Below are 14,100 nucleotides of genomic sequence, written 5' to 3'. Positions count from 1 at the left end.
CACCATGGCCAAGTACCTGCTGCTGAAGCACTACCGTGGCGCTCCCGCTTCGGTCAACGACGTACCGATGGACCAGTGGACGCCGGAGGAGATCTCGGCGCACGTGCAGTACATGAACGACTTCGCGGCCCGGCTCGAGAAGACCGGCGAGTTCGTAGACAGCCAGGCGCTCGCCCCTGAGGGGACGTTCGTCCGGTACGACGGTGAGGGGCGCCCGCCGGTCACCGACGGCCCGTTCGCCGAGACCAAGGACCTCATCGCCGGCTGGATGGTGATCGACGTCGACAGCTACGAGCGCGCCGTCGAGCTGGCCGGGGAGTTGTCGGCCGCCCCCGGTGCGGGCGGGAAGCCGATCCACGAGTGGCTCGAGGTGCGCCCGTTCCTGGCCGCGCATGCCAGTTGCATCACGGAGTGACCCTCACGATGGACGAGGCCCTGCTGAGGAGTCTCACGCCGGGCGTGCTCGCCGTCCTCGTCCGCCGCGCAGCAGACTTCGCGGCGGCCGAGGACGCCGTCCAGGACGCGCTGGTGGAGGCGGTCCGCGTCTGGCCGGCCGACCCGCCGCGGGATGCGAAGGGCTGGCTGGTCACCGTGGCCTGGCGCAAGTTCCTGGACCAGGCCCGCTCGGACGCCGCCCGCCGCCGGCGTGAGGACCGCCTCGACGAGGAGCCCGCGCCCGGGCCGGCGCCCGCGGTGGACGACACGCTCCAGCTCTACTTCCTGTGTGCCCACCCCTCCCTGACGCCGTCGTCGGCGGTCGCGCTCACGCTGCGCGCCGTCGGCGGGCTCACCACGCGCCAGATCGCCCGGGCCTACCTGGTGCCCGAAGCGACCATGGCCCAGCGCATCAGCCGCGCGAAGCGCACCGTGGCCGGCGTGCGCTTCGACCGGCCCGGCGACGTCGCCACCGTGCTGCGCGTCCTCTACCTGGTCTTCAACGAGGGCTACTCCGGCGACATCGACCTAGGGGGTATTGCGGAAGTCCCGCAATACCCCCTATCCGCCGAGGCCATCCGCCTCACCCGGCAGCTCGCGGCCGCGACCGACCACCCCGAGGTGGCGGGGCTCCTCGCCCTCATGCTGCTCCACCACGCCCGGCGCGCCGCCCGTACCGCGCCCGACGGCAGCCTCGTACCGCTCGCCGAACAGGACCGCCGCCGGTGGGACACCGCGTCGATCGCGGAGGGCGTCCGGATCCTGCAGTCGGCCCTCGCCCGCGACCGGCTCGGCGAGTACCAGGCCCAGGCCGCCATCGCCGCCCTCCACGCCGACGCGCCCACCGCCGAGGAGACCGACTGGGTGCAGATCGTCGAGTGGTACGACGAACTCGCGCGCCTGACCGACAGCCCGGTCGTCCGCCTCAACCGCGCGGTCGCCGTAGGCGAGGCCGACGGCCCACGCGCCGGCCTGGCGGCACTGGCGGCGCTCGACACCTCACTGCCCCGCTACACGGCGGTGGCGGCCTACCTGCACGAGCGCGACGGCGACCTGACGACGGCAGCCCGGCTCTACTCCGAGGCGGCCCAAAAGGCCCCCAACCTCGCCGAACACGTCCACCTGACACGCCAGGCCGCCCGCCTCAACACCCGCCGGCCCCACTGAGCGGTCGCGACTTCGCGGAGGCCTTCAAGACTTCCGCCGTAGCCGGTCGGCGTGGCCGCAGCTGGCCCAGGATCGTCGCGCCGAAGGCGATCGCCATGCCGAGGAGTTGGAGCGGGGTGAGCGCCTGGCCTAGGGCCGCCCAGCCGAGTACGGCCGCTGTCAGGGGGGAGAGGGGGCCGAGGAAGGTGACCTGGGTGGCGGGGAGACGGTCGATGCCGCGGAACCAGAGCCAGTAGGAGACGGCGGTGTTGCCCAGGATGAGGTAGAGGTAGCCGCCGATCGCCCGGTCGTCCAGGGGCGGGGGTGCGCCCTCGGCCAGGAGGGCGACGGGGGCGATCAGCAGGCCGCCGATGGTCAGTTGCCAGCCGGTGAGGGCCAGGGGGCCCACTCCCTCCGGGCGGCCCCACCGCTTGGTGAGGACCACGCCGGCGGACATGGATGCCGTGGAGGCGACCGCCGCGAGCAGGCCCACGAGGTCCAGCGCGCCCGCCGCCCTGAGCACGACCAGGCTGACGCCGAGCGCCGCCGCGACGCCGGTGAGCAGGGTGCGCGGAGTCGGCCGCTCGCTCAGCAGGACGGCGGCCAGGCCCGCCACGAACAGCGGCCCGACCGAACCCACCACCGCCGCCATACCGCCCGGCAGCCGGTACGCGGAGAGGAAGAGGAGGGGGAGGAAGACGCCGATGTTCAGCGCGCCCAGCACCGCCGCCTTCCCCCACCAGGCGCCGCGCGGCAGCGTCCGCGAGATCGCCATGAGCAGCAGCCCGGCGGGGAGCGCCCGTACCAGCCCTGTGAACAGGGGGCGGTCGGGGGGCAGGAACTCCGTGGTGACGGCGTAGGTGGTGCCCCAGGAGATGGGGGCGATGGCGGTGAGGGCTACGAGGGGGAGGCGGCTCGGGGCCTTGGGAAGCATGGAACGCCCTTCGCGGCGGTTGGACGGGCAGGGCCGATTGCCTTGCTCCTAATTAGCTTAGCGCTAAGCAACTTTCCGTCAAGCCACTTTCTCGCGGTCGACCGACCCGCATCCGATACTCGATACTCGGGCCATGAACGCGAGCCCCCACCCCGGCCGGCCCGGATCCGACCGGACCGAGCCCGACCAGCCCCTCCGCGACCCCGTCGACGCGATCATCGACCAGTGGGCGGTCGTACGGCCGGACCTCGACACCACCGCGATGGAGGTCTTCGGCCGGGTCAACCGGCTCTCGCGGACGCTCGGCGACCGGATGGAGAAGGCCTACGCCCGGTTCGGGATCGCGCGCGGGGAGTTCGACGTACTCGCGACCCTGCGCCGCTCCGGCGAGCCGTACACCCTCTCGCCCCGCCAGCTCTCCTCGACGCTCATGCTCACCACCGGCGGCATGACCGGCCGTCTCGACAAACTCGAACGCGCCGGCCTCCTGCGCCGCTCCCCCGACCCGCACGACCGCCGCGCCCTCCAGGTCACCCTCACCGACGAGGGCCTGAGCCTGGTGGACGAGGCCGTCGTCGCGGGCCTGGCCATCCAGACGGAGGCCCTCTCCCACCTGAACGACGAACAGGCCGGCCAACTGGCCGACCTGCTGCGGAGGTTGGTGCTGGGCACCGGGTCGTGACCGGCTAGGAAGCGGTGCCCAGCGCCGCCGTCAGCGCCGCCTCGACCCGGTCCACGTCACCGTCCGCGCCCTCCGCCGCCCACGCCACGTAACCGTCGGGCCGCACGAGGACGGTCGTACGCCGGTCGCTCGCCCAGCTCTCCACGGCAAGACGGTCCTTGCGGACCCCGGTGTCGTACGCGTGCGGGGTGGCGTCCCGCGGGGTGATGAGGACGAAGCGGCCGCCGCGCAGCGACTCGTAGAGGCGGCCGCCGGAGCGGAGGGCGACGTCCGGGACGCGGGTGCCGACGAGGCGGTGGGAGCCACGGGGCGCCGGGTATGTGTAGCCGATGCCGGTGACCTGGCCGACCATGCGGGCGCGGACCGGGCCGACGTGGTTGAGGACGGTGGTGAGGGCGTAGCGGAACGCCAGCGTCCACGGGTACTTGGCCATGGCGAGCCGTACGATGCCGCCGCTGCTGCGGAGGACCGCCTTGCCGACGGGATGGCGTTCGGCCTGGTAGGTGTCCAGGAGGGCGGCGCCGGCGTGGCCGCCGAGGACGGCGGCGAGCTTCCAGCCGAGGTTGGCGGCGTCCTGGAGGCCGGTGTTCATGCCCTGGCCGCCGGCCGGCGTGTGGACGTGGGCGGCGTCGCCGGCGAGGAAGACCCGGCCCACCCTGTACGCGGGCGCCTGCCGTTCGTCGCTGTGGAAGCGGGACATCCAGCGGGCGTCCCGCATGCCGTAGTCACGGCCGAGCGCCAGCCGGGTGTTCTCCCTGACCTCGTCCAGGTCGACCGGCTCGCTGTCGGGGACGTCCCGGTCGCGGTGCCAGCAGATGACCCGGTAGTAGCCGTCACCGAAGGGCGCGATGAAGGCGAAGGCGTCGCCGACGGCGTTCGCGGTCAGCAATTCCTCGGGCTTCTCGTCGAGGCGTACGTCCGCGAGGACGACGGAACGGATGACCGACTTGCCGGGGAACGGCAGGCCTATCGCCCGGCGGACGGCACTGCGGTGCCCGTCCGTCCCTACGGCGTAGGCGGCGGCGAGCGCCTCGCTCTCACCCTCCGGGCCGCGTACGTGAACGGTCACCCCGTCGACGTCCTGGTCGACCCCGGTCACCTCGGTGTCGTACCGGAACCGCACCCCCGCCTCGACCGCCCGCCGCTCCAGCACCTTCTCCACCTCGTACTGCGGGAGCACGAGGAGGTGGTTGAAGCGCGAGGGGAGCGTGTCCAGGCGCAAGGTGAGGCGGCTGAAGAGCCGGAGGCGGTCCAGCTTCCGGCCCTTGCCCTCCAGTTCACCGGCGAGGCCGCGGGCGTCGAGCTGCTCCAGGCTGCGGGCGTGCAGGACGAAGGCGCGGGAGAGGTTGCTGATCTTGTGCGGGCGGCGCTCGACGAGCGTGACCGGGATACCGGCGGCGGCGAGGTCACCGGCCAGCAGGAGCCCGGTGGGGCCCGCGCCTACGACGATGACGTCGCGGGTGTTGCGGGTGCTGTTGCCGTTGGTGCCGTTCGTGCCCGTCTTGACGTTCATGGCGGCCTCCTGCCAACGCTTGTTGGTCAACGTCTGTTGGCCAACGTTCGTTTGCCAACATAGGTTGGCATCTCTTGTATGTCAACACGTGTTGGCCTACGGTTGTTGGCATGAGTGATACGGAAAGGGCGCCCCGCCGCTCCGACGCCACACGGCACGCGATCCTCGTGGCCGCGCGTGAGCGGTTCGCCGCCGAGGGATACGACCGGGCCACCATCCGGGCGATCGCCAAGGAGGCAAGAATCGACCCGTCGATGGTCATGCGGTACTACGGCTCGAAGGAGGGGCTCTACGCCGCGGCGCTCGATGTCGACCTGGGGATGCCCGACCCCGCCGGGCTCGATCCGCGGGAGGTGGGCCGGGTGCTGGTGAGCCACTTCCTCGATCTCTGGGAGGAGAACGAGGTGCTCAGCTCGCTGCTCCGGGTCGGCACCACGAGTCAGGCCGGGGCCGAGCGGATCCAGGGCGTCTTCCGCGATCAGCTGATTCCGCTCGCCCGGCAGGTGTGCCCGGAGCCGGAGCAGGCCGCGACCCGGGCGGCACTGATCGCCTCACAGGTCCTGGGGATGGCACTGACGCGGTACGTGCTGAGGCTTCCGCCCGCGGTGGCGCTGGGGCGGGAGGAGATCGTGGCGTGGCTGGGGCCGACGATTCAGCGGTACCTCACCGCGCCGCGTCCCTGAGACACGCTGAGGGCACCCTCGGCGCACGGGTGCGCGTGGGTGCCCTCGGCGAGAAGTGTCGCAGTGTTGCGGAGGTGGGGGTCAGGCCTTCGCCTTGGCCTTCGGCTGCCGGTCGGTGGACCTGTCCAGGACCATGACCAGGCCGGCGATCACCGCGAAGATCGCGATCGGCGCCACGACGTAGAGGCCCAGCGTTTCCATCACATTGAGGCCCTGGCCCGGGTCGTCACCGTCGTCGGGGATCAGCGCGAGCGCGGGGGACGACATGAGCAGCATCATCAGCGTCGTACCGGCGGCGAGGGCTCCGGCGCGCAGGGCGTTCTTCTTGTCCACGGGGCCAACGTATCTAACGGGGTTCCGCTCCGCTCGGCCGGGGGGGCGCCGTTGCGGGTTCGGCCGGGTTTTGGGTGCGGGTTGTTTGTGGCTGGTCGCGCCCACGCGGCGGAGCCGCACATGTCACAGCCCCGCGCCCCTTCAGGGCGCGGCAGTGGGCCGGAATCGGAGATCGCAGCCTACGCGGCTGCGGGCAGTCGCGCCGCTGGGGCGAGGGGGGTACCTCCCAGCCACCCACCGAGCCGCATCCCCGTCAGACCCCCTCCGCCTCGCCCCCTTCCCCCTCAACGTCGCCGCTGCCTGCCCGCCCCCGCAGCACATCCACCAGCGCGTGCAGCCGAGGGGAGGCTGCAAGGTCCTCCAGGGTCACCGGGCGTGCCTCCCCGTCCGCGATCGGGAGGCGCCAGTTCGGGTACTGGTCCCACGTTCCGGGGAGGTTCTGGGGGCGGCGGTCGCCGATCGTGTCGGGGAGCCAGAGGCCGATCATGCGGGCGGGGGTGCGGAGCAGGAAGCGGTGGACGGCCTGGATCTCGGCCTCCTCGGCGTCGGCGGAGATGCCTCCGTGGCTGCCGTTCAGGAGGCCCAGGCGGGCCAGCAGGGCCAGCCACTCCCCCGTGTCGGCGGCGGCCTCGGCCCGCTCCTCCTCCAGGGGGCGGGGCAGCAGGCCCAGGCCGTGGCGGAGTTCGACGTGGTCGCCGGTGAGGCGGGAGGCGGTGGGCGGGAGGTCGTGGGTGGTGGCGGTGGCGAGGCAGTTCGCCCGCCACCGCTCGGGCGGGAGCGGGCGGCCGGTGCCCTCCCAGTCCCGCTCGAACCACAACACCGACGTGCCCAGCACACCGCGATCGTCCAGCGTCTCGCGCACACCCGGCTCGACCGTGCCCAGGTCCTCGCCGATCACCAGGGCCCCGGCCCGCGAGGCCTCCAGCACCAGGATCGCGAGCATCGCGTCGGCGTCGTAGCGGACGTACGTACCCTCCGTCGGCGGCCGGCCCTGGGGCACCCACCACAGGCGGAAGAGGCCCATGACGTGGTCGATGCGCAGGGCGCCCGCGTGGCGGAGGAGGGCGCGCAGGAGGCGGCGGTAGGGGGCGTAGCCGGACTCGGCGAGGCGGTCGGGGCGCCAGGGGGGCAGGCCCCAGTCCTGGCCGCCTGAGTTGAAGGCGTCGGGGGGCGCGCCGATGGACATGCCGGCCGCGAAGTACTCCTGCTGGGCCCAGGCGTCGGCGCCGCCGGGGTGGACGCCGACCGCCAGGTCGTGCACGAGGCCGATCGGCATGCCGGCGTCGCGCGCGGAGCGTTGCGCGGTGCCCAGCTGGGCGTCGGTGAGCCAGGCAAGGCGGGTGTGGAAGTCGACGCGGTCCATCAGCTCCGCGCGGGCGCGGGCGGTGTCGGCGGAGCGGGGGTCGCGCAGGCCCGGCGGCCAGCGGTGCCAGTCGGAGCCGTACACCTCGGCCAGCGCGCACCAGGTGGCGTGGTCCTCCAGCGCCTCGCCCTCCTCGGCGAGGAAGTCGCAGTACGCGGCCCGCCGGCCGGGCCCCAGGGGCGCGGCATGTACGACTTCCAGCGCCTGCCGCTTGAGTTCCCACACCGCCTCCCGGTCGATCAGCTCGCCCTTGGAGAGCACCGATTCGCGCAACCGCCCAGCCCGCTCCAGCAGCGTAGGGAGACGGTCGCCGGCACCGACGGCGTACGGGTACTCCGGGATGTCCTCGACGCGGAGGTGGACGGGGTCGGGGTAGCGGCGTGAGGAGGGGCGGTACGGGGAGGGGTCGGTGGGAGCGCCCGGGACGGCCGCGTGCAACGGGTTGACCTGGACGAATCCGGCACCGAGGGCGCGGCCGGCCCAGGCGGTGAGCTCGGCCAGGTCGCCGAGGTCGCCCATGCCCCAGCTGCGTCGGGAGAGCAGGGAGTAGAGCTGGACGAGGAGGCCGTACGTGCGGCCGGGCGGGGCGGGCAGGCGGCGCGGGGCCACGACCAGGTGGGCCTCGGCGGTGCGGCCGTCGGGGGTGGTGGCGCGCAGCGCGTGCACACCCGGGGGCAACTTCTCGACGGTGGACCGGAGTTCGCCCTGCTCGGTCTCGATACGCAGCCGGGTGCCCTCCGGGAGCGCGGCCAGGGCGGCGAGGGCCGGGCCGTCGCCCCAGCACACCACCGTCGGCGGCAACAGCCGTTCGCCCAGCTGCCGTTCGCGCGCCGCGAGGGCGGCGTCCACGGCCTCCGGGGTGCTCGCGTCGACGTCCAGCGCGGCGAGGGCGGTGACGACCGCGCCGTCCGAGGCCGCGACCGTACGGTCCGGGGAGGGGCTGTAGGAGGTGGCGACGCCGTGCAGCGCTGCGAGCCGGGACAGCGGCGTCGTGCCCGTGCCTCCTGGAGCTGCTGCCATCTAGACCCCCGATGCGGCGCCGTTGGACGTGGGTTCGCTGGTGAGGGGGGCCGCGTCGGTGAGGGGCGGCTCGCTGGTGAGGGGCTCGGCGTCCGGGAGCGGGGGCTCACTGGTGAGCGGGACGTCCGCGCACGGCCCCTCCGCGCTGAAGACGCAGACGTGGGGTTCGACGAGTTGATGGGGCTCCGACACGCGTTTGGAGCGGGCCGGGGTCGGAAGGTGTGCGGGTGCGGCCACGGGGGCCTCCTAGTCGTCGTACGGCGATGGATGCGGGTCCGAGGTATCCAGCCCTACCCAGCGGGCGCCGCCGCAGACGTGGGCGAGGGGACATCGTGGTTTTGCTCACGCCGGTGCCCCGAGCTCTCACGCCGCGCCCTGAGGTCTCACGCCCCCACTGTTCACGCCTCACGCTCCCCACTATTCACTCAGTACAGAGATTCCCGGAAAGCTATTCACTCAGTACATGTACTCAGTGCATACTGATCCGCATGAGCACCCGTCACATCCTGTTGGGGCTGCTCGCCAGTGGGCCGAGCCATGGCTACGACCTCAAGCGACGGCACGACGAACGCTTCCCGCAGGCCAGACCGCTGGCCTACGGGCAGGTCTACACGACCCTGCAGCGGCTGGTCCGCGACGGGCTCGCCGAGGTCGACGGCACCGAGGCGGAGAGCGGCCCGGAGCGGACGATGTACCGCTCGACGGACGAGGGGGCGCGCGAACTGGCGAAGTGGGCCGGGGAGATCGCGCCGCCCGCGCCGTTCGTGACGAACGAGATCTTCGCCAAGCTCGTCGTCTCGATCCTCGCCGACGGCGACCCGGCCGCCTACCTTCGGGCGCAGCGCGCCGCGCACATGGCGCGGATGCGGGAGCTGACGGCCCTGAAGACCACGCCGGGCTCCGATCTCGCGACCGTGCTCTCGGCGGACTACGCCCTCAACCATCTCGACGCCGACCTCCGCTGGATGAACACCACCGCGGCCCGGCTGAACACCCTGACCGCGGAGGTCGACGCAGCATGAGCGACATCAGCAACAAGGAGACCACCGTGCCGCTGCTCGCGGCCCGTGGCCTCGTCAAGGAGCACGGCAGGACGCGGGCGCTGCGCGGTGTCTCGCTGGAGCTGGGCGCGGGCGAGATCCTCGCCGTCACGGGGGCCAGCGGCAGCGGCAAGTCCACGTTGCTGCACTGCCTGGCGGGGATCGTACGGCCGGACGAGGGCTCGGTGGCGTACGCCGGGAAGCGGCTGGACCAGCTCCCGGAGAAGCAGCTCAGCGAGCTGCGGCGCACGGACTTCGGGGTCGTCTTCCAGTTCGGGCAGCTGATCCCCGAGCTGACGGCCGTCGACAATGTGGCGCTGCCGCTGCTGCTCGCCGGGACACCCCGCCTTCAGGCGCGGGCGCGGGCCGGTGAGTGGCTGGAGCGGTTCGGCGTACGGGGGCAGGAGGAGCAGCGGCCCGGTGAGATGAGCGGCGGGCAGGCGCAGCGGGTATCGCTGGCGCGGGCGCTGGTGACCGGGCCGAAGGTGGTGTTCGCGGACGAGCCGACCGGCGCGCTGGACTCGCTGGCGAGTGAGCAGGTGATGGCGGCGCTGGTCCACACGGCCCGGGAGTCCGGTACGGCGGTGCTGCTGATCACGCACGACGCGCAGATCGCGGCGTACGCGGACCGCGAGGTCACGCTGAAGGACGGTGTCGTGGTGTCCGAGGCCGACGCGTCGGCGGGGTCGCTGGAGGTGTCCCGGTGAGTGCGCTCACGAACGATCTCCGCCTGGCCCTCCTGCTGACCCGGGGTTCCGACCGGCGCGAGTGGTGGCGGGTGACGCTGACGGGGCTGGGGGCGGCGCTGGCGACGGTGTTCGGCATGGCGGCGGCGGCGCTGGCCTCGTTGCGGGGCCATTACCCCGTCCCGATGGCCAACGGTCTGCTGGACAACGCCGGTGAACGTTCCGGGGTGATCCTCACCCTGCTGCTCCTGCTGATTCCGGTCCTCGGCTTCCTGGGCCAGTGCGCCCGCGTGGGCGCCGTGCACCGTGACCGGCGGCTGGCCGGGTTGCGGCTGGCCGGGGCGTCGGCGGGCCAGGTGCGCCGTATCGCCGCCCTGGAGACGGGGCTGGCCTGTCTGGTCGGCTCGGTGGTCGCCACCGCCTTCTTCGTGTTGCTCATGGTGCGCGAGTGGCCGAACCCCCCGGCCCTGTCCTGGGTCGGGATCGCGCTGGTGGCGTTGGGCGTGCCGGTGCTGGGCGCGGTCACGAGCGTGCTGGCGCTGCGCCGGGTGGTGGCCTCTCCGCTGGGCTGGGTACGGCGGGAGGGGCCGCGCTCCGGGCGCGGCTCCGGCATCATCTTTCTGGGAGCGGTGGGCCTGCTGGTGCTCGTGGCACTCGCCGCCGTCGCCACCACCAGCACGAGCATGCCCGGCAAAGCCTCCGGGCAGGCCCCGCTGACGGTCTGCGGCGCGCTGCTCGCGGTGGGCGCGGGCGCGGTGCTGCTGTCGGGCCTCGTCTCGAAAATCACCGGCCGACGGCTCGCCGCCCGTACCGGGAACCCGGCGGTACTGATCGCCGCCGAGCGACTGCGCGACGACCCGTGGGCGGCGGCCCGCACGCACGCGGCCGTCCTCATGGGGACCGTCGTCGGCGCCGGGTTCATCGGGGTGCGGCAGGCGCTGCTCGCAGAGGTGTACGGCACCAAGTACCTCGCCGAGGACACGTCCTTCTACGTCACCGGGGTGAACCTGACCGCCGCCGCGATCCTCGTCGGCTTCGCCATCACCTTCTTCGCCCTGGCCGTCGGCACGGCCGAGTCCCTCGCCACCCGCCGCCGCGGCCTGGCGGCCCAGGTCGCCGCCGGGGTGCCGTACAAGGTGCTGGGCCGCGCGTTGCTCCTGGAGACCGCGCTGCCGCTGGCACCGTCGTTGCTACTGGCCGGGGTCGGGGGCGCGGCGATCGCCGTCCTGTACGCCTCGGCCATGGGCGGCGGCCTGGTACTCCCGATCGGGGCCCTGCTGGTCCCCTTCGCGGTGTACGCCTGCTGCCTGCTGGCGGCGGCCACGTCGCTGCCGCTGCTGCGGCGGACGGTACGGCCGGGGGAGCTGCGGTACGCGTAACGGCGACCGCCTGAGAGCCGGCGTTCCGGGGGCCACGGGGGGGCTCCCCGGGACGCCGTCGTCGCACGCGGGGCCGCTCGGTGCCGAACCGGTACGGCACCCCTGCGGACGTGAAGAGGCGGCGCCCGGAAGCATTCCGGGTGCCGCCTCTCCTGCGGACGACTCCCGCCGTCTACTTCGTCGTCGACGTCGGCGCGATCGGGGTCGCCCTCTCCGACTGCGGCGACGTCGCGTTGGCGTACACCGACGGGGCCGCCACGGCTGCGGTGGGGTCGGCGTTGGGGTCGGCGGTCAGGTCGGGCGGGAGTTGGCCGACGATGCGGATGTCGGCGGCGTCGAAGGCCTTCTTGATGCGCCAGCGGAGTTCGCGCTCGACGGTGAGGGCCTTGCCGGGCATGGTCTTGGCGGAGACGCGGACCACCATGGAGTCCAGGAGCACGTCGTCGAGGCCGAGGACTTCGATGGGGCCCCAGAGGAGCTCGTTCCAGGGCTCCTCCTTGCTCATCTCCTCGCCGACCGCCAGGAGGGTACGGCGGACCTTGTCGAGGTCCTCGTCGTGGCGGACCGTGACGTTGACGCCGGCCGTGGCCCAGCCCTGGGAGAGGTTGCCGATGCGCTTGACCTCGCCGTTGCGGACGTACCAGATCTCGCCGTTGTCGCCGCGCAGCTTGGTGACGCGCAGGCCGACCTCGATGACCTCGCCGGAGGCGACGCCTGCGTCGACGGTGTCGCCGACGCCGTACTGGTCCTCAAGAATCATGAAGACGCCGGAGAGGAAGTCCGTCACGAGGTTGCGGGCGCCGAAACCGATCGCGACGCCCGCGACACCTGCCGAGGCCAGCAGCGGGGCGAGGTTGATCTCGAACGTGGCGAGGACCATCAGGGCGGCGGTGCCCATGATGAGGAAGGACGCCACCGAGCGCAGCACCGAGCCGATGGCCTGGGAGCGCTGACGGCGCCGCTCGACGTTCACCAGCAGCCCGCCGAGGGTGGTGCCCTCGACGCCCGGCACGGAGCGGTTCATCCGGTCTATCAGCTTGGTGATCGCCCGCCGGACCACCACTCTCAGCACCGCCGCGATCACCACGATCAGCAGGACGCGGAGACCGATGGCCAGCCATGTGGACCAGTTCTCCTCCACCCAGCTTGCGGCGTTGGTCGCGCTCTCCTGGGCCTCCTCCAGCGTGGGCACCGCGGGCGTCGTCGGCGTCTCCGAGGGAGACGGCGACGGCGACGCCGCCGCCAGCAGGACGGACAGGGAAGAAACGGACGACACGGCGGGTACCTCCAGGCGCGGTATCTACCCTCCGGTACGGCGGTCAAGATCGAACAGGTCACGGAAAGGTCACCGGACGGGCAGGCCCACCACACTAACGGGGCATTGTGTGGAGGTCGTCGCCATGTTCGAGGGAGACAAGGCGCTCACCAGGGAGTGAAGGGCGCACAAGGCGGGGGATGAATCAGGGTGTGGTCGAAAACACTCCCAGCCCGTTACCGGGACATGGTGGCGCTTCCACCAGGCATGAGGGGAGACTGACTAGGGATCGTCCACGGCGCGAGCCACGCGCCGCCGACGTACAAGGAGGGCATCCGTGCCGCACGTCCTGGTCCTCAACGCGTCGTACGAGCCGCTCGGCGTCGTACCGCTCCGCCGCGCGCTCGTCCTTGTCCTGGAGAACAAGGCAGTTTCCCTCGAGGAATCCGGCGCCTTTATGCACAGCGCGACCGTCACAGTCCCCGCACCCAGCGTGGTCCGGCTCAAGCGATTCGTCCGGGTTCCCTATCGGGGGCCCGTTCCTCTGACCCGTCGGGCGCTGTTCGCCCGCGACGGGGGCCGGTGCATGTACTGCGGTGGCGTCGCAACCAGCGTCGACCACGTCATCCCACGCAGTCGCGGGGGCAAGCACGTGTGGGACAACGTGGTGGCGTCCTGCCGTCGCTGCAATCACGTCAAGGCCGACCGCCATCTCTTCGAGATCGGCTGGCGGCTCCGCCACAAACCCGCCCCGCCCACCGGCCTGGCCTGGCGCATCATCGGCACGGGCCATAGGGACCCGCGCTGGCTGCCATACCTGCAGCCCTACGGCGCGGACGACGCCTTGGCCCGGATCGACGGCATCTCCGCCTGACGATCCGGGCTTTTGCATGGCTTCTGCCCGCCGGGCGCGCCTCGCCCAAGCTCGAGTCCGCCCGGCGGTCAGCCGAACCAGCTCACCTGCACGACGACGATCCGCTCACCGCGTACGTCCGTGAGGCAGGTGAGCATGATCGGCCCCCGGCATTCGGTTCGTACACCGGGCCGGCCCGGTGTACGCAGCCCCCTCCAGAAAGACCATGGACTCGCGCACAGCGATCTCGTTGGCCAGCCGCTCGGTCTCGGAACGCGCCGCTTCCGGGAGCCCGTCCAGCAGATCGTCCTGAAACGGCTCCCAGTGCCAGTCATCCACCGGCGACCTCGCGATGGGCCGCGCGGACGATCTCCCCAGCCTCACGGATGGCATGCTCACGCACGGCCGGGTCCGGGCTGCTGATGGCCTGCTCGGCGGCGTGCAATCGACGTGCGGTCGCGGGGTGGCGCTCGATCTCATCAGGGTGGGGCGGTGCAGCCATTCCTCGCGACCTTGCCGCCGGGGGCGGCGAGGTGGATGAAGGCCCCGTTGCGGGCGAAGGTCATGTTGAAGATGCCGGGTTCCGTCTCCATACCGTCGGCGATGCCCGAGATGCTGTAGAGGCCGACGTACTCGGGGGTGGGCGCGTCCGGGGCGAGGAGCGACCGGGTGGCCGACCCCCCTGCCCGTACACGTCCACATCTTGATGAACTAGGGCGCGTATCTGGTTTCGATCAATCTGGCGGATCCGGCCCGCGCGGTGTGGCGGATCCGGTAG

At 72.4% G+C, this 14,100-nt stretch carries 15 protein-coding genes; 8 read left to right on the top strand and 7 right to left on the bottom strand.

The genetic code is table 11. From position 1 onward, the window contains the following. Positions 1 to 4: 4 nt before the first annotated feature. A complete protein-coding gene (locus tag F3T56_RS40355) occupies positions 5 to 415 on the top strand; it encodes a YciI family protein (RefSeq protein ID WP_149830435.1) in 411 nt (136 codons plus the stop codon). Positions 416 to 423: 8 nt separating this feature from the next. After that, complete coding sequence (locus tag F3T56_RS40350) at positions 424 to 1,602, top strand: RNA polymerase sigma factor (protein WP_149830454.1); 1,179 nt, start codon at positions 424 to 426, stop codon at positions 1,600 to 1,602. Here F3T56_RS40350 and F3T56_RS40345 read toward each other — a convergent pair. After that, positions 1,580 to 2,515 carry an EamA family transporter gene (locus F3T56_RS40345; RefSeq protein ID WP_149830434.1) on the bottom strand — a complete coding sequence of 312 codons (936 nt, stop codon included), beginning with the start codon at positions 2,513 to 2,515 and terminating at the stop codon, positions 1,580 to 1,582. The genes F3T56_RS40350 and F3T56_RS40345 overlap by 23 nt on opposite strands. Before the next feature lie 133 nt (positions 2,516 to 2,648). Here F3T56_RS40345 and F3T56_RS40340 point away from each other — a divergent pair, with 133 nt between their 5' ends. Further along, positions 2,649 to 3,197, top strand: coding sequence for a MarR family winged helix-turn-helix transcriptional regulator (locus tag F3T56_RS40340; protein ID WP_149830433.1), 549 nt, complete (start codon positions 2,649 to 2,651; stop codon positions 3,195 to 3,197). 4 nt (positions 3,198 to 3,201) lie between these two features. Here the strand turns inward: F3T56_RS40340 and F3T56_RS40335 are convergent, their stop codons facing one another. After that, the gene (locus F3T56_RS40335; RefSeq protein ID WP_149830432.1) at positions 3,202 to 4,710 is read right to left on the bottom strand and encodes an FAD-dependent monooxygenase; all 1,509 of its coding nucleotides are present in this window, start codon (positions 4,708 to 4,710) and stop codon (positions 3,202 to 3,204) included. A gap of 110 nt (positions 4,711 to 4,820) precedes the next feature. Here F3T56_RS40335 and F3T56_RS40330 point away from each other — a divergent pair, with 110 nt between their 5' ends. Further along, on the top strand, positions 4,821 to 5,393 hold the full coding sequence (locus tag F3T56_RS40330; RefSeq protein ID WP_149830431.1) for a TetR/AcrR family transcriptional regulator: 573 nt from the start codon (positions 4,821 to 4,823) through the stop codon (positions 5,391 to 5,393). A gap of 81 nt (positions 5,394 to 5,474) precedes the next feature. Here F3T56_RS40330 and F3T56_RS40325 read toward each other — a convergent pair whose 3' ends face one another. The 3 genes from F3T56_RS40325 to F3T56_RS40315 form a co-directional block, all read right to left on the bottom strand. Next, a complete protein-coding gene (locus F3T56_RS40325; RefSeq protein ID WP_149830430.1) occupies positions 5,475 to 5,726 on the bottom strand; it encodes a hypothetical protein in 252 nt (83 codons plus the stop codon). Between the two features lie 253 nt (positions 5,727 to 5,979). Further along, entirely contained in the window at positions 5,980 to 8,109 is a 2,130-nt protein-coding gene (malQ, locus tag F3T56_RS40320; RefSeq protein ID WP_149830429.1) for a 4-alpha-glucanotransferase, read from the bottom strand. Next, on the bottom strand, positions 8,110 to 8,346 hold the full coding sequence (locus F3T56_RS40315; protein WP_149830428.1) for a hypothetical protein: 237 nt from the start codon (positions 8,344 to 8,346) through the stop codon (positions 8,110 to 8,112). 251 nt (positions 8,347 to 8,597) lie between these two features. Here F3T56_RS40315 and F3T56_RS40310 point away from each other — a divergent pair, with 251 nt between their 5' ends. The 3 genes from F3T56_RS40310 to F3T56_RS40300 are packed head-to-tail and all read left to right on the top strand — an operon-like array spanning position 8,598 to position 11,214. Continuing rightward, entirely contained in the window at positions 8,598 to 9,131 is a 534-nt protein-coding gene (locus tag F3T56_RS40310; RefSeq protein WP_149830427.1) for a PadR family transcriptional regulator, read from the top strand. Further along, positions 9,128 to 9,856 carry an ABC transporter ATP-binding protein gene (locus tag F3T56_RS40305; protein WP_172639373.1) on the top strand — a complete coding sequence of 243 codons (729 nt, stop codon included), beginning with the start codon at positions 9,128 to 9,130 and terminating at the stop codon, positions 9,854 to 9,856. Before F3T56_RS40310 ends, F3T56_RS40305 begins: the two co-directional genes overlap by 4 nt. Further along, positions 9,853 to 11,214 (top strand): FtsX-like permease family protein, encoded by a 1,362-nt coding sequence (locus tag F3T56_RS40300; RefSeq protein WP_149830426.1) that lies wholly within the window; start codon positions 9,853 to 9,855, stop codon positions 11,212 to 11,214. Before F3T56_RS40305 ends, F3T56_RS40300 begins: the two co-directional genes overlap by 4 nt. Before the next feature lie 172 nt (positions 11,215 to 11,386). On the opposite strand, the gene F3T56_RS40295 is transcribed toward F3T56_RS40300, so the two are convergent. Then, positions 11,387 to 12,490, bottom strand: a complete 1,104-nt coding sequence (locus tag F3T56_RS40295) for a mechanosensitive ion channel family protein (RefSeq protein ID WP_149830425.1) — start codon at positions 12,488 to 12,490, stop codon at positions 11,387 to 11,389. 316 nt (positions 12,491 to 12,806) lie between these two features. On the opposite strand from F3T56_RS40295, the gene F3T56_RS40290 reads away from it, so the two are divergent. Further along, entirely contained in the window at positions 12,807 to 13,343 is a 537-nt protein-coding gene (locus F3T56_RS40290) for an HNH endonuclease (RefSeq protein WP_009323657.1), read from the top strand. 310 nt (positions 13,344 to 13,653) lie between these two features. On the opposite strand, the gene F3T56_RS46670 is transcribed toward F3T56_RS40290, so the two are convergent. Further along, positions 13,654 to 13,824 carry a hypothetical protein gene (locus F3T56_RS46670; protein WP_172639372.1) on the bottom strand — a complete coding sequence of 57 codons (171 nt, stop codon included), beginning with the start codon at positions 13,822 to 13,824 and terminating at the stop codon, positions 13,654 to 13,656. Positions 13,825 to 14,100 lie beyond the last annotated feature (276 nt).

The sequence above is a fragment of the Streptomyces tailanensis genome (genome assembly GCF_008386495.1).
GTDB lineage: Bacteria > Actinomycetota > Actinomycetes > Streptomycetales > Streptomycetaceae > Streptomyces > Streptomyces tailanensis.
This window is presented reverse-complemented; position numbering and strand designations above follow the sequence as displayed.